Below are 22,454 nucleotides of genomic sequence, written 5' to 3'. Positions count from 1 at the left end.
TACACAGATTTACATACGGCGGCAGAACTTTCGTGGCTGTAGTGCCACTAAATCGTTACAAAATGTCCCCAAAGGGGCCGGTAAGCCAAGGCAAGCCCTGGAAGGGACTCAAATTCCAATGGTTTCATATTAGAAGGGATCACTAGGGGTAACAAACCTATGGTTAAACGTTGTACACAATATTTATTGGTGCTTTGTCTCTTGGTTTCTGGCGCTGCCAGTGCTCGCGGACTACCTGAACTTACCGAACTCATTGAGGACAACTCGCCAGCGGTGGTGAAAATCAACACCGTGGATCGTAATCGGGTGGCGCGTGGTAATAGCTCGCCACAGTTCCAGCAGGAAATACCCGACATTTTCCGCCACCTGCTTGAGCCGCGCAGTCGCCAGCAGCGCCCGGTTGCCAGCATGGGTTCTGGCTTTATCATCTCCGAAGATGGCTATATCGTGACCAATAACCACGTGGTTGATGGTGCCGATAAAGTGACCGTGACCCTGACTGATCGCCGCGAATACGAGGCGGAAGTCATCGGTAAAGATGCACGTTCAGACCTGGCCCTGCTCAAGATTGATGCCGATGACCTGTCTGCAGTGCGCTGGGGAGATTCAGAGGAGCTGCAGGTAGGGGAGTGGGTGGTTGCGATTGGCTCGCCATTTGGCCTCGATTACTCCGCCAGTGCTGGTATCGTGAGCGCCATGGGCCGCAGCATTCCCAATGAGAGCCGCGAGAATTACGTGCCTTTTATCCAGACTGATGTAGCTATTAACCCCGGTAACTCCGGCGGTCCGCTGTTTAATCTCGAGGGCGAAGTCGTTGGTATCAATTCGCAGATTTATACTCGCAGCGGCGGCTCCATTGGCCTGTCCTTCGCCATTCCGGCAAGCCTGGCCCAAGATGTTGTGGCGCAGTTGAAAGAGAAGGGGCGTGTTGATCGAGGCTGGCTCGGTGTGGGTATTCGCAATGTGGATCGCGACATGGCTCAAGCGATGGGGCTCCGCAAGCCCTCTGGTGCCCTGGTCGAGCAGGTGAGTCCCGGCACTCCGGCTGCAGAAGCAGGTATTAAGGCCGGTGATGTGATTACCAGCTTTGATGGCCGTAAGATTGGTGTTCACGGTGATCTGCCCCATGTGGTTGGCCAGATCCGCCCCGGTACCGAGGTGCCTGTTGAGCTGATGCGTAAGGGCAAATCCGAAAGGTTGAAAGTTATTGTCGGTGCCCTGCCAGGCTCTGATGGCGAGCGCACCCAGGCCGTTAATCATCCGGCTACCAGTATCGGTGGTCGCCTTGGAGTCGTGGTAGAAGAGATTCCCGATGGTCTGAAGCAGCGCTGGAATGTGGAGACTGGCGTCCTTGTTAAGCAGGTGATCCCAGGCAAGCCCGGTGCCAAGGCCGGTCTGCGTAGCGGCGATATCATCGCCCAGCTGGGATTCGAGGAAGTGGGGGACATAAAAGATTACAAAACTGTGGTCAAAGGCCTCCCTGAAGACGAGTTACTGCCAATCCGTTTCTTCCGTGCGGGCCAGTCAACTTTCCGTACAATTAAGATCGAAAGCTAATCACAAAAGGCGAATGGTGGCCCAATGGGTCACCTGCCTCTCTCCTCTGTGCATGAGTTCTGTTAGACTTGCGCCACACAGTTGGCACGATTGCCGGCTAATCGATTGATTTTTCAAGGGTTTTTATTCCGCAGTGGCCACAGATCTCTCTCATATCCGCAATTTCTCCATTATTGCCCATATCGACCACGGGAAATCTACCCTGGCTGACCGCTTTATCCAGGACTGTGGAGGCCTCTCCAGTCGGGAGATGGCTGAACAGGTTCTGGACAGTATGGAGCTGGAGCGCGAGCGTGGAATTACTATCAAGGCGCAGAGCGTAACACTCGATTACAAGGCGCGTAATGGTAAGACCTATCAGTTGAACTTTATTGATACACCGGGGCATGTGGACTTCTCCTATGAAGTATCACGCTCTTTGGCAGCCTGTGAGGGAGCGCTCCTGGTTGTAGATGCGGCTCAGGGGGTAGAAGCCCAGTCGGTCGCCAATTGCTACACAGCGATCGAGCAGGGGCTCGAAGTAATCCCGGTCCTCAACAAGATGGACCTGCCCCAGGCGGATCCGGACAAAGTGGCGGAGGAAATCGAGGATATTATCGGTATTGATGCCGCCGACGCGACCCGCTGCAGTGCCAAGTCTGGCCTGGGTGTGGAGGATGTCCTTGAGGATCTGATACGCCTGGTGCCGCCACCAGAGGGTGATGTCGATGCGCCGCTGCAGGCACTGATCATCGACTCCTGGTTCGACAGCTATCTGGGAGTGGTGTCCTTGGTACGCGTGGTGCAGGGCACCTTGAAAACCAAGGACAAGATTGTCACCAAGTCTATTGGTCGCGCCCACGTGGTGGACAGTGTTGGAATCTTCACCCCTAAGCGTCACGAAACTGGCGTACTGCGCGCCGGTGAAGTGGGCTTTGTAGTGGCTGGTATCAAGGATATCCACGGTGCGCCAGTGGGCGACACCCTGACCCATGCCAAGGGAGCCGATGAAATCGAAATGTTGCCCGGCTTCCAGAAGGTTAAACCGCAGGTTTACGCAGGGTTGTTTCCGGTTAGCTCCGACGACTATGAAGCCTTCCGCGATGCGTTGGAAAAGCTGTCCCTGAATGATGCCTCCCTGTTCTATGAGCCGGAGACTTCTGACGCCCTTGGCTTTGGTTTCCGCTGCGGCTTCCTCGGCATGTTGCACATGGAGATTATCCAGGAGCGCCTGGAGCGGGAATACGACCTTGACCTGATCACCACCGCACCCACCGTAGTGTATGAGGTTGAGCAGACCGATGGCGAGGTGGTGATGGTGGATAACCCCTCGCGCCTGCCGGATGTGGGCAATATTGAGGAAATGCGTGAGCCCATCGCAGAAGTAAATATCCTGGTGCCGCAGGAATACCTCGGCAACGTGATTACTCTCTGTGTGGACAAGCGGGGAATCCAGAAGGATATGCAGTACGTGGGTTCACAGGTGTCCCTGCGCTATGAGCTGCCGATGAGTGAAGTGGTGATGGACTTCTTCGACCGCCTCAAATCTGTGAGTCGCGGTTTTGCTTCGCTGGACTACAGTTTTGTGCGCTTCGAGGCGGCAAAGCTGGTGCGCCTGGATATTCTGATTAATGGCGACCGTGTCGATGCTCTGGCACTGATTGTTCACCGTGAAAACGCCCAGCAGAAGGGGCGTGCCATGGCCGAGAAAATGAAAGAGCTGATCCCCCGCCAGATGTTTGATGTGGCGATCCAGGCAGCGATTGGTGGGCAAGTGGTATCGCGGACCACGGTGAAAGCCCTGCGCAAGAATGTGACCGCAAAATGTTATGGTGGCGATATTACCCGTAAGAAGAAACTGCTGGAAAAGCAGAAAGCGGGTAAGCGCCGTATGAAACAGCTCGGCCGTGTGGAAGTGCCCCAGGAGGCTTTCCTGGCAGTGCTGAAAGTGGATCAATAACGGCTCTGCCCGCTATCGAGATCAAGGATAATAGAGACTTGTAATGGATATTAATTTACCTCTGATTCTGCTCTGGTTGGTTGTGATCAGCGGCGGAATCTGGCTGGTTGACAGCTTGTTTTTCGCCCGTCGTCGCAAGAAAGGGGTGGGGGAGCAGCAGGAAGATCCAGTTGTTGTGGAATACGCCAAGTCGTTTTTCCCGATCCTGGCCATCGTGTTTGTATTGCGCTCCTTTATTGTTGAGCCTTTCCAGATTCCATCAGCCTCGATGGTGCCCACTCTGCAGATCGGCGACTTTATCCTGGTGAACAAATACGAGTACGGCCTTCGATTGCCTGTTTCTCGCACCAAGGTGGTGAATATCGGTGAGCCGCAGCGCGGCGATGTAATGGTATTTTTCCCACCGCACATGAACGATACCTATTTTATTAAGCGGGTGATCGGCCTGCCCGGTGACAAAATTGAGCTGAAAAATAATGTGCTCTACGTGAATGGGGAGCTGGCACCGCAGGAGTTGATACAGGCGCTTCCACCGGTTAATCCGCAGGTTGAGATTATGTGGGAGAACCTCTACGGCCAACGTCACCTGATGGCAAAGAATGTCCCCCCCGGGGAATATGGTAACTTCAGCGGTACTGTGCCGGAAGGGCACTACTTTATGATGGGGGACAACCGCGATAACAGTCTCGACAGCCGCGCCTGGGGGTTTGTGCCCGAGCGCGATGTGGTGGGCAAGGCGTTTGCCATCTGGATGCATTGGGACAAATTGCTCAGTTTGCCCAGCTTTAAACGTGTAGGCTCCATCCAATAATGAGAACTGGCCGACACTGCGTTGGCATTAAGGATTGAGGGCATAATTATGGGTAGTGCTATCCAAGTTTCATTGGGACGCCAGCGCGGTATGAGTTACTGGGGCTGGTTACTGGTTATTGCTGTACTGGGTTTTGCCCTGACCTGCGTTTCCAAAATGGCGCCGGCATATGTAGACGCGCGTTATATCAACGAAGCATTAAAAACTCTGGGTGAAAACCCGGAGCTGGAAAATATGACGGTGGGCCAAATCAAGAAAGAGATGGGCCGCTTCTTCCTGATCAACAACGTGCGCGGTGCGCCTACCGAGGCGTTGCAAGTCGTTCGCGGCGCAAAGAGTACGGTGGTCAGTATCAATTATGAATTGCGACAACCGTTGGTTTACAACGTCGATGTTGTAATGAAATTTAACAAGCAGCTCGATACGGCCAAGCCGGAGCTTTGCTGTGATCCGCTGGTAGATCTGGAGCAATTCCGCAAACGTGACTGATCTTTTACTGGAACGCCTGTGTAAGCGTCTCGGCTACAAGTTTGAACAGGGTGAGTTGTTGGAGCTTGCGCTGACGCATCGCTCCCACGGCAGCCGTAACAATGAGCGCCTGGAATTCCTCGGCGACTCGATCCTCGGTTTCACCATTGGGGCTGCGCTTTACGAGCAATTTCCCGAGGGGCGGGAAGGGCAGTTAAGTCGCCTGCGTGCACAATTAGTCAGTGGTGAGACCCTGGCAAAACTGGCTCGTGAACTGGATATTGGCGATTGCCTGCGCCTTGGTGAAGGTGAGATGAAGAGCGGTGGTTTTCGCCGCGCCTCTATTCTGGCCGATGCAGTAGAGGCTCTGATCGGTGCCATCTATCTGGATGCTGGCCTTGAAGCAGCGCGTTCCAGGGTATTGGAATGGTTCGCCTCGCGGTTGCAGGGGCTATCACTGGAGACAATGAAGGATCCTAAGACTCGCTTGCAGGAATGGCTGCAGGGTCGCAAGAAGCCGCTGCCGGAGTACTCCGTAGTGGATGTCTCCGGTATGGAACACGCCCAACATTTTATTGTTGAATGCCGGGTCAGTGGCCTGGCACAGCCGGTGCGTGGAGAGGCCAACAGCCGTCGCGCCGCGGAGAAGATTGCCGCAGTAGAAGCCTACAGGCAGCTTACCGGCGACCAGGACTAACCTTACAATGTGTGAAGGCGAACTCCGCCTGCCTTGAATTGATGGCCTCCAGCATCGGGAGGCCGAGCTGGTTCCGGGTTTCCCGGGCACCTCCAAACCTTTCGGAGAACTTTTTTGAGCGAACAACCCTCTCGCTGCGGCTATGTCGCGATTGTCGGTCGCCCCAATGTGGGTAAGTCTACACTGCTGAACCATTTACTGGGGCAGAAGCTGGCGATCACCTCCCGCAAGCCGCAGACCACCCGCCACAATATGCTCGGTATAAAGACCGAGGGCCCGAACCAGATTATTTTTGTCGACACGCCTGGACTGCATTCAGATCAGGAGAAGGCTATCAACCGTTATATGAACCGGGCTGCATCCAGTGCGGTGCGCGATGTGGATGTGGTTGTGTTTGTCGTGGAGCGCACCCGCTGGAGCGAGGGCGACCAAGTGGTAGCGGATAAACTGCGAGGTCTTAAATGTCCGCTGATTATTGCGGTTAATAAAGTGGATCAGCTGGAGGATAAAGGGGACCTTTTACCGCAGCTGCAGGCTCTGGCGGAGCAAAACCCCAAAGCGGAAATCGTGCCTATATCGGCGCTGCGCAACGTCAATCTGGATACGTTGGAAGAGGTGATTCTCAAGCACCTGCCTGAGGGACAGCACTTTTTTCCGGAAGATCAGGTCACTGATCGCAGCTCACGTTTTCTTGCTGCGGAGATTGTGCGTGAGAAAATTATGCGCCAGCTGGGCGCCGAAGTGCCGTATCAAGTGACTGTCGAAGTTGAAGAGTTCACCCAGGAGGGGAAAATCCTGCATATCAGTGCGGCGATCCTGGTGGAGCGCTCCGGGCAGAAGCGCATGATCATCGGTAACAAGGGCGAACGGATCAAGCAGATTGGCAGTCAGGCCCGCGAGGATATGGAACGCCTATTCGACAGCAAGATCATGTTGAACCTGTGGGTTAAGGTAAAATCCGGTTGGTCCGATGATGAGCGGGCCCTACGCAGTCTCGGTTACCGGGACGAGTAATCCGTCTTTGTTCGGCTGCTGATGCCATGAAGACATCACCTCCGGCACAGCCGGCATATATCCTACACTCCCGTCCCTATCGCGACTCCAGCTTGATTTTGGAGCTGCTCACCCCGGAGTTCGGTAGAATCGCCTGCGTCGCCCGCGGCGCACGCCGGGGTAAACAGCGGCGCCAGCAGGCACTGCAACCCTTTTCACCACTGCTAGTCTCCCTGCTCGGTAGTGGAGCATTGAAAACTCTGGGGCCTGTAGAAAATGCCGGCGCACCGCTCTGGCTAAAAGGGCGGAGTGTGTACGGGGGGCTTTATGTCAATGAGCTGCTGGTAAGGCTTTTGCCGGAAGGAGAGGCCCACTACGAGCTATTTGCCGCTTATCAGCGGTTGCTGCAGGTAATGGCAACGCTGGGCGATGCGAGTAATGCTGGGCTGGAGGGGCCGCTACGCAGCTTTGAGTTGCAGTTGCTAACTGAGCTGGGCAGTTGTCCGTCACTGGATCAATGTGCCTACAGCCAGGGGGCAGTGAGTGAGGATGGAGGTTACCGGCTCGAATTGGAGCGGGGCTTTGTACCGGTGCACCGGGAGCCCGGCGGTGCCTTGCGCGCCGGTGAATATCGCGGTGCTGAACTGCTTGGCATAGCGCGGGCGCAGAGGGATGGGGATTGGCCTGAAGAATTACTGGCCCCGGCGAAGCGCTTGACCCGCTCGTTACTATTCACACTGCTCGGGGAAAAGCCGCTGCAGAGCCGCGAATTATTCAAACAGGTTTATGGGAAATGATCGTCAGTATCGGCACGGATATTTGTAATTATCAACGTATACAAGCTGCCTGGCTGCGCCATGGCGAACGATTTGTTGAGCGTATCCTGAGCGATGGAGAGCGCTGCGATTTTGCCGACCTGGCCGAAGCAAACCGTGCCGCCTATTTGTGCAAGCGCTTTGCTGCCAAGGAAGCGGTAGGCAAAGCACTGGGTACGGGTATCGGTGAGGGAATTTCCTGGCAGGATATTGAGGTGCGCAGGCGCAAGGCTGCGGCCCCCCAGGTTTTACTCAGTGGCGCGGCGCAGCTACGCGCGAGCTCCCTGGGAGTTGAAGTAATTCACCTTTCCCTCTCCGATGAAAAGGACGCAGCTGTGGCATTTGTTATTTTTGAGGCCCGTTAGGCCACCTCAAGCCCAAATAGTGTGTCCAGGTCCTGCTCCGATGCCCACTCCCGCAGGGCGCGAATCTCTCTCAATACTGCATCGAGCTTACGCCGGTCAATCTCGGCCGGCGCCTTATCTTGCTGAGTGCGCAGTTCTTCCTGTAAGACACAGGTCGCTTCTCGCAACCGTGATACGCCGCAATAGCAGCAGCCACCATGCATGCGATGGGTCAACTCAAACATGCTTTTGAGATCACCGATACTTTGCAGTCGCTCCAGTTCGCGCTCGTCTGGAGAGAGCCCGTCCACGAGCATCTGCAACATGTCCCTGGCCAGCTTGGCATCGCCGTTGGCGAGGGTCAGGCTCTCGCCAATATCTACTAGACGCATTCGGTCAAAGTTCAGTTTTTCCACCACCTGGGGTGTTATGAGTTTGAGCCAGCGCTTGATCATGTGGGATAGCTGAGCTTCGCTTACAGGCTTGCTCAGGTAGTCGTCCAGTCCTGCGGACAGCAGCCTCGCTTTCTCCTCGGCTCCAGCGTGAGCAGTAAGAGCAATAATGGGGGTGCGTTTGCCGGCTTCCCGCTCGCGGATGCAGCGGGTGACCTCGATGCCGTCCATGCCGGGCATCTGGATATCCATAAAGACGAGGTCAAAAGTGCTCTGCTGCCAGTGCTGCAGGGCCTCTTCGCCGCTGGCGGCGATTACCACTTCAACACCCTGTGCGCGCAGAAGCTCACCCACAAGGCGTCGGTTGGCGGCGTGATCATCGACAGCCAGTACACGCGGCGGTGCAGGCCAGGGTAGGGCGGGCACGGCTCCGCTGTTGGAGCGTTGCTGGCTTTGTTGTGGTACAGATCTTTTAAGTGCGCGCAATAAGTTCTCACGGGTTACCGGTTTACCAAGGAAGGTGAGGGTACGCGTGCGCAGTTGCTCGTAGCAGCGACGGAGTTCTGCCGGAGCACCGAGAACAATTACCCTGCACTGGTAAGCATCAACCAGGGACTGAACCTTGATACTGAAGCTATCAAAGTCCCCCTTGGCGATAGCGGTATCAATAATTACTGCATCTGGCACTGCGTCATGTCGCCACATTTGCTCGATAGCGGGCTGCAGGGTATCTGTATCGGTGAGTTCCACCGGTTCCACCTGCCATTGCTTAAGTAACTGCGCCACCTGGGTGCGGGTAAGTTCATTTGGGTCGGCAATCAGGATGCGACAGTTGGGGAACATTACCCGTGGTGGTATCCCTCGGTTGCGCTCAGGCACCAGGGTCAACTGTACCCAGCAGGTACTGCCGTCATTAACGGTTTCTTCCATACCGGTACTGCCGCGCATACGCTCAACCAGGCTGCGGGCAATAGACATGCCGAGACCGTTGGCGCTGATCTGCTGGGTATGCTGTGGTGTTTTGGTATTGAGAATCTGTTGTAGTTCACGGCGGCCGGCATCGTCGATACGGTTACCGAGATCGGTAACACTGATACGCAGCACCAGTTCAGAGTCCTTGTTACTCTGCACCGTGAGGCGTACCGGTATATTGCCATTTTCTGAGCTGCGTACCGCATTGCCCAGAAGGTTTGTGAGTATTTGCTTGGTGCGCAATGGATCGCCCACTAATGTTGCGGGCAGTTGAGGGTCGATCATGGGTACCAGCTCGAGGTGATGCTCATAAGCATAGGGTGCGAGAATTTGCAGGGTTTCCTCGAGCAGCTGACCCAGATCCATCGGAATATGGTCGAGCACCAGATTGCCGGATTCGATACGGGAGAAATCCAGGATATCATTAATCGTGGTGAGCAGGTTTTCTGATGAGCGCAGGATGGTTTGAAGATAATCCTGCTGTAACTCGTCGATCTCGGTTTTTAACAACAGATTGGTAAAGCCGATAATACCGTTCAGTGGTGTTCGGATTTCATGGCTGGTGTTTGCCAGGAAGGTGGACTTGATACGGCTCGCCTCTTGGGCCCTCTTTCGAGCCAGGTCCAGCTCGATATTTTGCTCCTCCATACTATCCAGGGACTGCCGCATATCATCCATGGTCTGCATCAGGTTCGCTTTATAATCGCGTTGGTAACCGGAAAGTCCCTCGGCCATTTCATTGATTTGCTTGGCCAGTTGTGCCAGTTCGCGGTTTTCGATCTCGTGAGTGCGGCGATCGAATTCGCCGCGGCCTATGGCCTTTAAAACCTGCCCCATTCGCACCAGGCTGTGAGCAAAGCGCTCAGACAAAATAACTGACCAGGCCAGTGCTGCCAGAGTACAGATAATCAGGCCCACAAGTCCGACAAGAAGTACCTGGTAGGTGCCAACCAGGAAATAGGGACGATGCAGCTCTATGCTGATCCAGCAGGTAGTGATATCACCTTTCAATGGCTGCAAAACCTGTAGGCTCTCATCGTCCTCAAAGATAAATGGCTCGCGCGTTTGCAGTTGCTCATTGGTAATGGGAGTGCGGGGCCGAGGGCCCACGCTGGCCAGTAACCCCAGGCCGGTTGCCAGGTCCAGAGGACGTTTTTCACTTGCCTCAGTGGAGTAGATATGAACTGAGCGCACCATATCTTTTTCCAGCATCAGGGCCAGCAGACTTTTGCGTAGCCACTCCATACGCAGTTCGGTCGGATGCCCCCCGCTCATCTCGATCAACTCAGCCAGCTGCTCAGCACTGGCCCGTCCGTGGCTGAGCAGGAGTTGACGGCGGTCGTGCATCTGCTGCAGGGTAAACACCAGAGCCAGGGTCATGGCCAGGATTAGTGCCGGGGCAACAGTAAAGCGAAACATAGTCGAGCGCAGTGAACGTAATTCCCCTGGAGAGGGCAGGGATGGAGTCGTGTTGTTCTGGGCCATGGCGACTGGGGGCCTTATGCGATTATTTTTTCCCCATTTTACCTGTATGAATACGGCGGCGCACTCCCATAGCCGGGATTGAAGGAATTGTTTTTGTTCGGAAATACTTTATAGCGGAAGTACGTAATAACCCGACTATATAGTCCACCTACAGTCTCGGTATTTAGTGTTGTGACGTCGTTCGGGTACACTGTCTGGCCGCAATATCTGTCTGGAACTCAACCGATTATGGATTACCCTACGATTGCTGACTGTGTAGGCAGCACTCCACTGATTAAATTGCAGCGCTTACCCGGTGATACCAGTAATACAATTTTGCTCAAGTTGGAAGGGAATAATCCGGCTGGTTCTGTCAAAGACCGCCCGGCACTCTCGATGATTGACCGGGCCGAGGCCAAAGGGCAGATCAAGCCCGGTGATACACTAATCGAAGCAACCAGTGGTAATACTGGTATTGCCTTGGCTATGGCGGCGGCCATCAAGGGCTACCGTATGATCCTGATTATGCCCGATAGCGCCACAGCCGAGCGCAAGGCCTCCATGACGGCTTATGGAGCAGAACTGATACTGGTCAGCGCAGAAGAGGGGATGGAGGGTGCCCGTGATCTGGCTCTTAAAATGCAGGGCGAAGGTAAGGGTCTGGTGCTTAACCAGTTTGCAAATACGGATAATCCCCTTGCTCATTACGAAGGCACTGGCCCTGAAATCTGGCGACAAACCGGAGGGCAGATAACCCACTTTGTTTCTTCCATGGGAACAACAGGCACTATTATGGGCTGCGGGCGTTTTTTGAAGGAGCAAAACCCGGAAATCCAGATTGTCGGTTTGCAGCCTACTGATGGTTCCAGCATTCCAGGAATTCGTCGTTGGCCACAAGCTTATCTGCCGAAGATATTTGTTCCTGAGGAAGTTGATTTAGTAATTGATATGGACCAGAGCGAAGCCGAAGAGATGACCAGAAGGTTGGCCCGCGAAGAGGGGATATTTTGTGGAGTTTCCTCAGGTGGCGCTGTAGCCGGCGCTCTGCGGCTTTCGACCCAGGTACAAAATGCCACTATTGTTGCGATTATCTGTGATCGCGGTGATCGTTATTTATCCTCAGGGCTCTTCAATCAGTAATATGTTTTCGGGCTGGAATTATCTTTTGCCAGCCCTGGTTACTTCAGGTTAATTTTGTTGTTTTTACATGTTTTCTTTTTACTGACAAAGCAGAGCTTACTTTACTTTATTCCACTTTACTCTCTTAACGATCCTTCCATTTTTTCTAGCTTCAGTATTTATATGTCCAAAAGCTTCACACTCTTTATGAGTCAATGTTTATTGTTTTAGCTTATTTTAATTTGGTTTAGGTGTTGCCGAGATTTTGGAAGTCTATGAATAATTTTGTGAGTCGCTCTGAAAGCCCCGCCGCGTGAGCCTTTAAGGCCATACCTGCTGTATTGTAGCTTTTGCAAGGGGCTAATTTCATTTGCGGCGAGCTGCGCCCAACATCTGTAGCCTTCAAGTCTTGCAGAGACATTACGGAATTGTTCACAGGCTCCTTAGCAGTTGGTGTTGTGGGTAAGGCGGCTTAGGGAATTTCCTCTCAACCGACTCTGGGTTTTTGGAGGCAAGCAAAGTAAACAAGCAAAGCAGATTTTTATTGGAAACCATTGGCCAGGCAGAACTTTTCGGTTCTCGCTCTGCATTTTCCAGCAGTATGCCGCTGCTTAAAGTTCTGGCTGTGACTGTTTGGCCGATAGATGGAATCCAGCTGCAGCCCTCCCAGTACTCAGTCTGCTAATTTGTTGTGAAAAATCGCTGAATTTCGCGCAGCTTATTGAAAAATATCAAGAAAATCGTGGACTTTGGTGTGTTCAAACCTATGATAGAAGCGCCCCTGTAAAGGGGTTAGAGCATTATTTACCTGGTACAACAGTATTGTGGGTTGGTAGTGCCAGTAAGTTTACTAATTCCTGTTTCGGCCCGGTAAGACATGGTTCAAGTCAGAAAACATCATTCCTTCGGAGGTGAGAGCGAGCTCGATCTGGAGTCTTGGCTTCGCCATGTACAGAAACTGGCTGGACTGGACGGTGCTGCAATCGTAACTCTGCGCCGCGCCGCTGAAGTGAGTGCTGAAGCGGAGCAACGGGCTATCGAGGCAGAAAATATCTGGGCAGAAGGCGCCAGTAGTTTTGCCTCGGGCCTGGAAATGGCGGAGATCCTGGCTGATCTGCAAATCGATTCTGAAGCGTTGGTAGCCGCAGTACTCTACCGGGCTGTGCGCGAAAAGCGCCTGCCAATTAAAAACGTCGAGGAAGAATTTGGTCCGGTAGTTGCCAAACTGATTCGCGGCGTGCTGCGTATGGCAGCGATTCGCAGTCGCAGTGCGGATACCGGTGAAGAGCGCAGGAGTGGTGCTGTTGAAGAACATTCAGAAAATATCCGCCGCATGTTGGTGGCACTGGTTGACGACGTTCGGGTTGCCCTGATAAAGCTTGCAGAGCGTACCTGCGCAATTCGTGCAGCAAAGAATGCTGAGCCGGCCAAGCGTACGCGAGTGGCGCGCGAGGTAGCCGATATCTATGCACCATTGGCGCACCGCCTGGGTATTGGTCATATTAAGTGGGAGCTGGAAGACCTCTCTTTTCGCTACTTGGAGCCAGACGACTATAAACAGATAGCCAGACTGTTGGATGAAAAGCGGCTGGCACGTCAGAAATATATTGATGAAGTATTGGAGCTTCTGCGCTCGGAGTTGGCTAGAGCGGATATTGAGGGGGATGTCTACGGCCGCGCCAAGCACATCTACAGTATCTGGCGCAAGATGCGCCGTAAGAATATCGGTTTTTCCCAAGTTTACGATATCCGCGCTGTACGTATCCTGGTGCCAACGGTGCGGGATTGTTATGCGGTATTGGGGATAGTACATAACCTGTGGCGCAACATTCCCAACGAGTTTGATGACTATATTGCCTCTCCGAAGGAGAATGGCTACCGCTCCCTGCACACAGCAGTTATTGGCCCAGAACGCAAAGTACTAGAGGTGCAGATCCGTACTTTTGCTATGCATGAAGAGGCGGAATACGGGGTTTGTGCGCATTGGCGTTACAAGGGCACCGACCTTAAAAGTGAGAGTAAAGACAGCTACGAGCAGAAAATTTCTTGGCTCCGCCAAGTACTTGACTGGCATGAAGAGGTGGGAGGCAATCCTCTGCAGGATGACCTCCAGGCCGGCGAAGGGGATTCGCGCATTTATGTGTTCACCCCGGACGGCCATGTAGTGGACCTGCCCCGAGGGGCCACACCGTTGGACTTTGCCTACAAAATCCACACCGAAATCGGCCATCGTTGCCGTGGTGCCAAGGTGGACGGGCGCATTGTGCCTCTGAACCATGAACTGCAAACTGCCAATCAGGTGGAGATTCTCACCAGCAAACGCGAGGCTCCAAGCCGTGATTGGCTGTCTTCAGGTATGGGCTATATCACGACCTCACGAGCCCGCGCCAAAATTATTCACTGGTTCAAACAGCAGGCACGGGACCAGAATATTGCCGACGGTCGCAGTATTCTGGATGGTGAATTCAAGCAGTTGGCACTGAGTGATTTTGATTTTGAACGGCTGGCGGCCAAACTGAACATGCACTCGCTGGATGACCTTTATGCGGCGGTGGGTGCAGGGGATATAGGTGTCGGCCAGGTATTGAATACCGCCCAGCGCATGGTCAAAGTTGACGATGCTGAGCGAGTGCCCTCCCTAACGGCTTCGGTTGCGCGTGGTGAGGGCAAGGCGGATGTCTATATCAATGGTGTGGGCAACTTGCTCACCCATATTGCCGGTTGCTGTAACCCGGTGCCGGGTGACGAGATAATGGGATATATCACTCTCGGGCGTGGAGTCTCGATTCACCGCAAAGACTGCGCCAACATGTTGCGTATGCAGACGGAGGAATCCGAGCGGGTACTTCAGGTTAACTGGGCGGAAAAGCCGCGTGAACTTTATGCGGTGGAGATCATTATCGAGGCCTATGACCGCCTGGGATTGTTGCGTGATGTTACCGCTATGTTGGACAGCCAGAGAGTCAATATCACAGCTATGCAGACCAATTCCAATAAACACAAGCACACAGTGGAAATGGTGCTCACCGCCGAAATTCATAATTTTGAAGAATTGAGCCACGTACTGCATCGCATTAATCGCCTGCCCAATGTGGCTTCTGCGAAGCGGCGTATGTTGCGCTGATAAAGGGGGACAAGTGCGAGACAAATATACGGTGGAGGATCTACTTCACCTGATGGCCCAGCTTCGCGATCCTGATGGTGGCTGCCCCTGGGACCTGAAGCAGACCTTTGCCAGTATAGTGCCCTCTACCATCGAAGAGGCCTATGAAGTTGCCGAGGCGATTGAGTCTGAGGATTTCGAGCACCTGCATGAGGAACTCGGGGATCTTTTATTCCAAGTGGTTTTTTACTCACAGCTTGGGCGTGAGCATGAACACTTCGATTTTTCTCGTATCGTGGACACTTTGGTACGCAAACTAGTACGTCGTCACCCACATGTATTTCCCAGTGGGGATCTCTATGGAGAGAACGACTCCCGTTCTGTGAATGAGACACAGGTAAAACAGAATTGGGAGGCGATTAAGGCCGAAGAGCGCAGTGCAAAAGGTGAGGCTGGAACCCTGGACGGGGTTGCTGCGGGTCTGCCAGCGTTAACGCGTGCGGCCAAATTGCAAAAGCGTGCTTCCCAAGTGGGCTTTGACTGGCCGGATATCAGTGGTGCGCTGGATAAGATTGAGGAAGAAATTGCTGAGCTGCGAGAAGCGGTTGCCAGCGGGGACCGCGATCAGGCACAGGAGGAACTCGGCGATTTACTGTTCTCTTGTGTTAATGCTGCCCGTCACTTAAAAGCGGACCCAGAGACCTCTCTGCGTCACTGTAATCGCAAGTTTGAACGGCGCTTCGGCGCTGTTGAAGCCGCTCTGCTGGCTGAGGGGCGCCGACCTACAGATGCCAGCCTGGAGGAACTCGACCAGCTTTGGGATAAGTCCAAGGCCGGCGAACGGCCGGATTCGGCAGAGTAATCTGCTTCCCCATGGCTGTTTTTGGAAGCTGGAAGCTACTACTGGAAGCTACTAGTAGCTACAAAATAGTATCTTACGAAAATTGGGCAGTATCGGCCGCAATCTTGCCCAATTTGGGGTGTGCGTGTAAGGTAGCGCTCTTTTGGCGCGGCGGCTCTATTGGTGCGTCGACAGTTTTGGAGGCTAACTGAACATGCGAATTATTCTCTTGGGGGCGCCGGGAGCCGGCAAAGGCACTCAGGCACAATTCATAACAGAGAAGTTCGGCATTCCGCAGATCTCCACCGGCGATATGCTTCGTGCAGCGGTGAAGGCGGGTACACCCCTCGGCCTGCAGGCGAAGGATATTATGGAGGCCGGCAAACTGGTTTCCGATGACCTGATTATCGCTCTAGTGAAGGAGCGCATCGCCCAGGCCGACTGTGAGAATGGATTCCTGTTTGATGGTTTTCCTCGCACTATTCCCCAGGCGCAGGCACTGCTGGATGCGGATGTTCATATTGATCACGTACTTGAAATCGCAGTTGACGATGAAGAGATTGTCAAGCGTCTATCTGGTCGTCGTGTGCATGAGGGGTCGGGTCGTGTTTACCACACAGTGTACAACCCGCCCAAGAGTGAGGGGCTGGATGATGTGACTGGTGAGGCACTGATACAGCGTAGCGATGATACTGAAGAGACCGTACGCAAGCGCCTGGCAGTTTACCATGAGCAGACCGCGCCTTTAGTTGGTTTTTACCGCGAACTGGAAACACGCTCTCCTGAAGCCGCCCCCAAGTACTCCAAGGTAGTGGGTGTGGGTAGCATGGATGATATTCGCGGGAAGGTGTTTGAAGCACTGAGTTGATCGCTTCGGTGACAGTTTCTCTATAAAGCCCCCTTCTGGGGGCTTTTTTGTATCTTCCGGAAAGGTCCTTTACTGGCTTTTGGGGAAGCCTTCCTCTTGTAGTTATTGGTTCAAGCGTTAAGATTGCCGGCAGTTTTTCTTGGCAAATTTGTATTTCAGACGGGTCCATGCATGTCCACCGCGATAATCTTGATGAATTTGGGCACCCCTGCGCAGCCGACTGCGCCAGCGGTAAGACGGTTTTTGAAAGAATTTCTTTCCGATCCCCGTGTAGTGGAAATACCTCGCCCACTGTGGCTCGCAATATTAAACGGTTTCATATTGCCGTTTCGTCCCAAGCGAATTGCGCCTGCCTATGAAGAAATCTGGAATTGCAGTGCAGATGAAGCTCCGGTTGAAGGTTCGCCACTTCTCTACTATACGCGTCGTCAAGCAGAGTTATTGCAGGAATACCTGTGTAACAATGGCCATGACATAGTGGTTGAATACGCGATGACCTATGGCGAGCCACGCCTGGGTAAGATCATTGATCGTTTACGTAAAAAAGGCTGTGAAGCCTTTGTTGTTTTGCCGTTGTATCCACAGTATTCGGCCACAACCACTGCTGCAATTTATGATCAAGTGGCGCAAATTTTTCGCAAAAGTCGCGATATTCCGGATATTTCGCTCATTCGGGATTATTACCACAACCCTCTTTACATAAAATCACTGGCCAATTCAGTCAGGGAGCACTGGCAGGCACAGGGGCAAGCAGAAAAACTGCTGCTGTCTTTTCACGGTATTCCAAAGGCAAATGTTGATAAAGGAGACCCCTATTTTCGGCATTGCACTGAAACTGCCCGACTTCTGGCAGAAGAATTACAAATTGAGCGAGAGCAGTGGCAAGTTACTTTCCAGTCTCGATTTGGTAAAGCGGAATGGTTACAACCCTATACGGACAAAACGCTTATTGAGTGGGGTAAGGGGGGAGTGAAGAGTGTTGATGTTATTTGTCCGGCTTTTTCGGCAGATTGCTTAGAGACATTGGAAGAAATTTCGGTAGAGAATCGCGCTAATTTTATCGATGCCGGAGGCAGTGACTTTCGTTATATTCCCGCCCTGAATTTGCGTGAAGACCATATTAAAGCGCTCGCTGCAATTGTTGAAGATAAGTTGCCTGGGCCAAAATAATTTCCATCAGGGGGCTGAAATAGGCCTTTGTGATGAATTTGATAAGAAAAAGATACTTTTTTCCTGGAAAATTTCTCATTTTTCGCTTTTTTACTTGCAATGCCGGGTATTTTTATTAACTTTGATAAAGTTGTATCGAAATAGGCGGTGCGGCGCTCTGCATAAGTAATAAAAACAGCCCATTGCGGTTTTTATTCGATAGCAAACAGGCAATGCTGCCGGCACACTTTTGGATGTACTTCTTCTTTTTTGTGAGGAGACAAGGGATGGCAAGAGTAGTAAAAAAGAGTACGCGTGCTAAGAAGGCAACTGGTTCGACTGCAGCGTCGGCAGTAGTCGTGAAAACGCAGAAAGCAGTAGATGCGGCGAGCAAGTCACTGGATGCTCAGCTTGATCGTGTTGCGAAAGCAAAAGCGCGTGCCCAAAAAAGCAATACGGCAGCGGCTAAGACTTCATTGGCAAATGCCAATAGTAAGGCGAAGGAATTGCGCGCCAAGCTGGCAATGGTCAAGATGGATCTGGCCAAAGCCAAGGCAATGGACGCGGTCCGCCTCGCTGAGGCAGTAGCTAAGGAAAAGGTATCCACTCTGGCGGACAGCCTGTCTAGGAAGGCAGATAAGGACCTGGCAGCTGCGCTGAAAGCATTTGAAGCGCGCTGGCTGAAGGCTCGGGAAAAGGCTCATGCCAAGAAGATCAAGGCTGCTGAGAAGAAGGCCGAGGCTAAGATAAAGGCCGCGGCTAAGAAAGCTGCAGCCAAAGCCAAGGCGCTGGAAAAGAAAGTAGCTGCCAAGTTGAAGGCCGAAGCTCAAAAAGCCAAGAAAGCGGTTGTGAAGAAGGCTTCTTCTGCGAAAAAAGCTGGTTCTGCGAAAAAAGCGGGTCGCCCCAAGAAGGCTACTGCAGCCAAACCAGCTAAGCGTGTCGGGCGCCCAAAAAAGGCTACAACCGCAGCTAAGCCGGCTAAGAGAGTCGGACGCCCTAAAAAGGCTACAGCAGCTGCAGCGGCTAAGAAGGCGCCTGCCCGTCGTGGTCGCCCGCCCAAGGCCGGAGCTACCCGCCGCGGTCGTCCACCCAAGAAAGCGGCGTAGTGTAGGTTTGCTTAAGCCCACCCCCTGTGGTGGGCTTAACAGACTTTTCGCCAACCCCGGCATGGTCCGGGGTTTTCTATGTTAGGTAGCGTAGTTTTGCCGCTGTGCTAATTTACATGACTCCCTCCTGCTACCGTGCCACAATCCACTCTTTTCAGTTACCCGGTTTGAGATTGTTGTGAAAATTCTTGCCCTGGATACTACTTCTGGCGCCTGTTCTGTAGCGCTCTACAATGGTGGCCAGATTTCCGAGCATTTTGTGCAGGCGGAGCGCGATCATACCCGTCGATTGCTGCCGATGGTGGATGAAGTACTAGCAGAAGCGGGATTAGCCTTGTCGGAGCTGGATGCTTTTGCAGTCAGTCGTGGCCCTGGTTCATTTACAGGGTTGCGTATCGCAATTAGTAGCGTGCAGGGGTTGGCCTTTTCTGCTGATAAACCTGTGGTGCCGGTGTCCAGCCTGGCTGCTTTGGCTTTAGGGGCGCGGCGAGCTCACCCGGAATGGAGTGAGGCCCCCATAGTACCAATGCTGGATGCCCGTATGCAGCAGGTTTACTGGGGTGTTTACTCCTCTGATGGGCCTAACCAGAGTCTGCTACCCGAAGCAGTGCAGAACCCTGAGCAGGCACTGCTGTCATTGAAGGAATCTGGAATATCAGCAACTGTATATGGCGCTGGCCCGGGTTGGCACTACGAAGCCCTGAATGGGGCTCAAGTGGACGGTCTTGACCTAAATATCCTGATTCATGCACGGGATATTGCCCAGCTGGCTGTACCGCTGTATCAGGCTGGTGCGGTAGTGACTGCAGAAGAGCTGGAGCCGGCGTATCTCCGCAACGAGATTACCTGGCAGAAACGACAAAGAATTAGATCAAAGAAGTAACTCATGGAAACGTTTCAAATTGTTGTGTTGGCCCTGATTCAGGGGTTGACTGAGTTTTTACCTATTTCCAGTTCAGCACACTTGATTTTGCCTGCAGAGGTACTGGGTTGGCAGGACCAAGGGCTTGCATTTGACGTTGCGGTGCACTTTGGTTCATTAATTGCGGTTGTTTCATATTTTCGTAAAGATATCTGGGTGCTGATCCGTGATGGGCTCGGGGGGTTTACTGAGGGGCGCTTTACAGATGAAGGCAGGCTTGCTTGGCTGATCGTGCTGGCGACTATACCTGTTGGCTTGGTAGGGCTGATATTCAAGGACTTTATTGAAGCTAACCTCCGTTCAGCGGCTGTTATTGCCACTACTACGATTGGTTTCGGCATTCTTCTCTGGTGGGCAGATGTGCGAGGAGTGCGTACCCAGACACTAGCCCAGCTTAACTGGAAGAAAGCATTACTGATTGGTATGGCTCAAGTATTGGCCCTGGTCCCCGGTACTTCCCGCTCTGGTATTACTATGACTGCGGGATTGATGCTCGGAATGAAACGTGAAGCTGCCGCACGCTTTTCCTTTTTGATGTCGATCCCTGCTATTGCGCTACCAGCAATGCTATTGACCTACGATTTGCTAGCGCTGGAGACTGTGCCTTGGGGTGATATTTTATTGGGTACTGTACTTTCATTTATCAGTGCTTATTTATGCATTCATTTTTTCCTGCAGTTTATTAGCCGCATCGGTATGGCGCCATTTGCCATTTATCGTCTGATACTCGGTGCGGTCCTTATTTGGATGATATGGGGGTAACGAATATGGCAACTGTAGCGTTTATAGGTCTGGGGGTGATGGGCTATCCCATGGCCGGCTATCTGGCAAAGGCTGGCCACCTGGTGAGGGTTTACAATCGTACCGCCAGCCGGGCAGAGCAGTGGCTGAAGGAATATAAAGGCGAAAGCTTCCTGACACCGGCTGAAGCGGCTAAAGGAGCAGAGGTAGTATTCACATGCGTAGGTAACGATAGCGATTTACGTGAGGTGATAAATGGAGAGCGGGGCGCTTTTGCATCCATGGAAAAAGGCAGCCTGTTAGTGGATCACACCACAGCTTCAGCTGATGTTGCCCGGGAATTGGCAGCAATTGGTGCTGAAAAGGGTGTTGGCTTTCTGGATGCGCCAGTATCTGGCGGCCAGGCCGGTGCTGAAAATGGCGTGCTGACCGTTATGGTGGGCGGTGAGGAGGCAGATTTTCAGCGTATACAGCCACTGATAGATACTTTTGCCCGAGCGGTAACCTTATTGGGGCCGGTTGGCAGTGGCCAGCTGTGCAAGATGGTTAATCAGATATGTATTGCCGGAGTTGTTCAAGGACTCGCTGAGGGTCTGCACTTTGCTAAGGCGTCGGGACTGAATGCAGAGCAAGTTGTGGATGTAATTTCCAAAGGCGCTGCGCAGAGCTGGCAGATGGAAAACCGCTCCGAGACCATGTTGGCAGGGGAGTATGAACATGGGTTTGCTGTAGACTGGATGCGCAAAGATCTGGCTATTGTCCTGCAGGAAGCGCAGCGTAACGGCGCTCTGTTACCAGTGACTGCATTAGTGGACCAGTTCTATAGTGAGGTTCAGGCTATCGGCGGCTCCCGCTGGGATACCTCCAGCCTTTTTGCTCGTCTGATGAATGTGCGCTCCTTCGACTGATATTCTAATCCTAAAAAGCCTTCAGGGCTGGGGCTGGTTATATGTATTTCCAGCTCTGTAATTCAAACCTGTGTTGTTTTAGTTTCTCATGAAAGTTCTCTTGCTCTCAGCCTATGATGCGGACAGCCACAAACGCTGGCGCAAGGGGCTGGTTGCCGCTTTTTCCGACTGGCAGTGGACAGTTCTTACCCTCCCCCCTCGCTATTTCAGCTGGCGTATTCGCGGTAATAGCCTTACCTGGGCCAGGGGTGAAGCTGGGCAATCCCTGAAGCAGGAATGGGACCTGATTATTGCCACTTCGATGACCGACCTCAGCGCCCTGCGTGGACTGGTGCCGGAGTTAGTGGGGGTGCCAACGGTGGTTTACTTCCACGAAAATCAATTTGCCTATCCAGTAAGCTCAGATGCCTTTCAGTCCATTGAGCCACAACTGCTTAATATCTATACCGCGCTGGCCGGGGATCTTTTGTTATTTAACTCGGAATATAACCGCCGGACTTTGATAGATGGAGCAGGCAAGTTATTAAAACGCTTTCCCGATTGCGTGCCGCCAGGGATTTGTGAGGAACTCGAGCAGAAATCACAAGTATTGCCAGTTCCTCTTGAAGATTCTCTGTTTAAAAAGAATAAAGCCATGGCTGACTTTTCCTGGAATCATCGCTGGGAGTACGGATACCAGGGAGAAGTACCAAAAGAGGTCCTGATAATAAGCTGGGCTGCCCGCTGGGAGTACGATAAGGGCGCTGATCGACTACTTAAAATCCTCCAGGGCCTAAAAAAGAACAAGATTAATTTCCTTCTGAATATGATGGGCCAATCCTTCCGCAATAGCCCTAAAGAGTTCGAGCAGATCAAACGGGAGTTCGCTCAAAACCTTCTGGTCGTGGGTTATGTGGATGACACAGAAACTTATTGGCAGACTCTCCAAAACAGCCATGTTTTCATATCAACGGCATATCATGAATTTCAAGGGTTAGCGGTAATGGAAGCGGTAGTGGCAGGGTGTACCCCCTTGGTGCCGGATGAGCAGTGTTACCCGGAGTTTTACCCTGAGAGCCTGAGATATTCTGGAGTCGATGATGCAGTAGAGAAACTAAAATCTAGTCTTGCAATGCATAATAAGCATGAAGCTTCAGAAAAACTGAATTTTTTAAGGTTGTCATGGGGGAAATTAAGATCAAAATATAAGACAATTTTAAATGAGTGAGTTCCATTTGCAAGGTGGTGCCTGTTTTTAATTTCTGT

The 22,454-nt window shown here is 52.6% G+C and carries 19 protein-coding genes; 18 read left to right on the top strand and 1 reads right to left on the bottom strand.

Annotation, left to right across the window (positions count from 1 at the left end; all coding sequences use genetic code 11):
• The first annotated feature begins 159 nt into the window (after window positions 1–159).
• The 8 genes from GL2_RS00170 to acpS all read left to right on the top strand — a co-directional run bounded on the left by GL2_RS00170 (window position 160) and on the right by acpS (window position 7,645).
• Window positions 160–1,557 (top strand): DegQ family serine endoprotease, encoded by a 1,398-nt coding sequence (locus GL2_RS00170; RefSeq protein WP_143728737.1) that lies wholly within the window; start codon window positions 160–162, stop codon window positions 1,555–1,557.
• Between the two features lie 133 nt (window positions 1,558–1,690).
• Window positions 1,691–3,496, top strand: coding sequence for a translation elongation factor 4 (gene lepA, locus GL2_RS00165; protein WP_143728736.1), 1,806 nt, complete (start codon window positions 1,691–1,693; stop codon window positions 3,494–3,496).
• A gap of 43 nt (window positions 3,497–3,539) precedes the next feature.
• On the top strand, window positions 3,540–4,307 hold the full coding sequence (gene lepB, locus GL2_RS00160; protein ID WP_143728735.1) for a signal peptidase I: 768 nt from the start codon (window positions 3,540–3,542) through the stop codon (window positions 4,305–4,307).
• Window positions 4,308–4,355: 48 nt separating this feature from the next.
• The gene (locus GL2_RS00155; protein WP_143728734.1) at window positions 4,356–4,796 is read left to right on the top strand and encodes a DUF4845 domain-containing protein; all 441 of its coding nucleotides are present in this window, start codon (window positions 4,356–4,358) and stop codon (window positions 4,794–4,796) included.
• Window positions 4,789–5,472 (top strand): ribonuclease III, encoded by a 684-nt coding sequence (rnc, locus tag GL2_RS00150; protein WP_143728733.1) that lies wholly within the window; start codon window positions 4,789–4,791, stop codon window positions 5,470–5,472. The genes GL2_RS00155 and rnc overlap by 8 nt, the downstream gene beginning before the upstream one ends.
• A gap of 114 nt (window positions 5,473–5,586) precedes the next feature.
• The gene (era, locus tag GL2_RS00145) at window positions 5,587–6,486 is read left to right on the top strand and encodes a GTPase Era (protein WP_143728732.1); all 900 of its coding nucleotides are present in this window, start codon (window positions 5,587–5,589) and stop codon (window positions 6,484–6,486) included.
• Between the two features lie 26 nt (window positions 6,487–6,512).
• Window positions 6,513–7,262, top strand: a complete 750-nt coding sequence (recO, locus tag GL2_RS00140; RefSeq protein ID WP_143728731.1) for a DNA repair protein RecO — start codon at window positions 6,513–6,515, stop codon at window positions 7,260–7,262.
• Window positions 7,259–7,645 carry a holo-ACP synthase gene (acpS, locus tag GL2_RS00135; protein WP_143728730.1) on the top strand — a complete coding sequence of 129 codons (387 nt, stop codon included), beginning with the start codon at window positions 7,259–7,261 and terminating at the stop codon, window positions 7,643–7,645. The genes recO and acpS overlap by 4 nt, the downstream gene beginning before the upstream one ends.
• Here the strand turns inward: acpS and GL2_RS00130 are convergent.
• Window positions 7,642–10,473 carry a response regulator gene (locus GL2_RS00130; protein ID WP_143728729.1) on the bottom strand — a complete coding sequence of 944 codons (2,832 nt, stop codon included), beginning with the start codon at window positions 10,471–10,473 and terminating at the stop codon, window positions 7,642–7,644. The two genes, acpS and GL2_RS00130, sit on opposite strands and share 4 nt — an antisense overlap.
• A 228-nt stretch (window positions 10,474–10,701) precedes the next feature.
• Between GL2_RS00130 and cysM the strand changes: the two genes are divergently transcribed.
• From cysM to GL2_RS00080, 10 genes are all read left to right on the top strand, one after another.
• On the top strand, window positions 10,702–11,592 hold the full coding sequence (cysM, locus tag GL2_RS00125; RefSeq protein ID WP_143728728.1) for a cysteine synthase CysM: 891 nt from the start codon (window positions 10,702–10,704) through the stop codon (window positions 11,590–11,592).
• Between the two features lie 856 nt (window positions 11,593–12,448).
• Window positions 12,449–14,695 (top strand): GTP diphosphokinase, encoded by a 2,247-nt coding sequence (gene relA, locus GL2_RS00120; protein WP_143728727.1) that lies wholly within the window; start codon window positions 12,449–12,451, stop codon window positions 14,693–14,695.
• A gap of 13 nt (window positions 14,696–14,708) precedes the next feature.
• Window positions 14,709–15,536, top strand: coding sequence for a nucleoside triphosphate pyrophosphohydrolase (gene mazG, locus GL2_RS00115; protein ID WP_197736495.1), 828 nt, complete (start codon window positions 14,709–14,711; stop codon window positions 15,534–15,536).
• A 193-nt stretch (window positions 15,537–15,729) separates the two neighbouring features.
• Complete coding sequence (gene adk / locus GL2_RS00110; protein ID WP_143728725.1) at window positions 15,730–16,383, top strand: adenylate kinase; 654 nt, start codon at window positions 15,730–15,732, stop codon at window positions 16,381–16,383.
• Between the two features lie 171 nt (window positions 16,384–16,554).
• Window positions 16,555–17,553, top strand: a complete 999-nt coding sequence (gene hemH / locus GL2_RS00105; RefSeq protein WP_143728724.1) for a ferrochelatase — start codon at window positions 16,555–16,557, stop codon at window positions 17,551–17,553.
• A 266-nt stretch (window positions 17,554–17,819) separates the two neighbouring features.
• On the top strand, window positions 17,820–18,638 hold the full coding sequence (locus GL2_RS00100) for a hypothetical protein (RefSeq protein ID WP_143728723.1): 819 nt from the start codon (window positions 17,820–17,822) through the stop codon (window positions 18,636–18,638).
• Between the two features lie 178 nt (window positions 18,639–18,816).
• Complete coding sequence (gene tsaB, locus GL2_RS00095; RefSeq protein WP_143728722.1) at window positions 18,817–19,521, top strand: tRNA (adenosine(37)-N6)-threonylcarbamoyltransferase complex dimerization subunit type 1 TsaB; 705 nt, start codon at window positions 18,817–18,819, stop codon at window positions 19,519–19,521.
• A 3-nt stretch (window positions 19,522–19,524) separates the two neighbouring features.
• Window positions 19,525–20,322, top strand: a complete 798-nt coding sequence (locus GL2_RS00090; RefSeq protein WP_143728721.1) for an undecaprenyl-diphosphate phosphatase — start codon at window positions 19,525–19,527, stop codon at window positions 20,320–20,322.
• A 5-nt stretch (window positions 20,323–20,327) separates the two neighbouring features.
• Entirely contained in the window at window positions 20,328–21,209 is an 882-nt protein-coding gene (locus GL2_RS00085) for an NAD(P)-dependent oxidoreductase (RefSeq protein ID WP_143728720.1), read from the top strand.
• Between the two features lie 88 nt (window positions 21,210–21,297).
• Window positions 21,298–22,416, top strand: coding sequence for a DUF3524 domain-containing protein (locus GL2_RS00080; RefSeq protein ID WP_172621006.1), 1,119 nt, complete (start codon window positions 21,298–21,300; stop codon window positions 22,414–22,416).
• Window positions 22,417–22,454: the final 38 nt, after the last annotated feature.

Source organism: Microbulbifer sp. GL-2 (assembly GCF_007183175.1).
GTDB lineage: Bacteria > Pseudomonadota > Gammaproteobacteria > Pseudomonadales > Cellvibrionaceae > Microbulbifer.
Note: the sequence above shows the minus strand (reverse complement) of the source record. Positions and strands in the feature narration are given on the sequence as shown.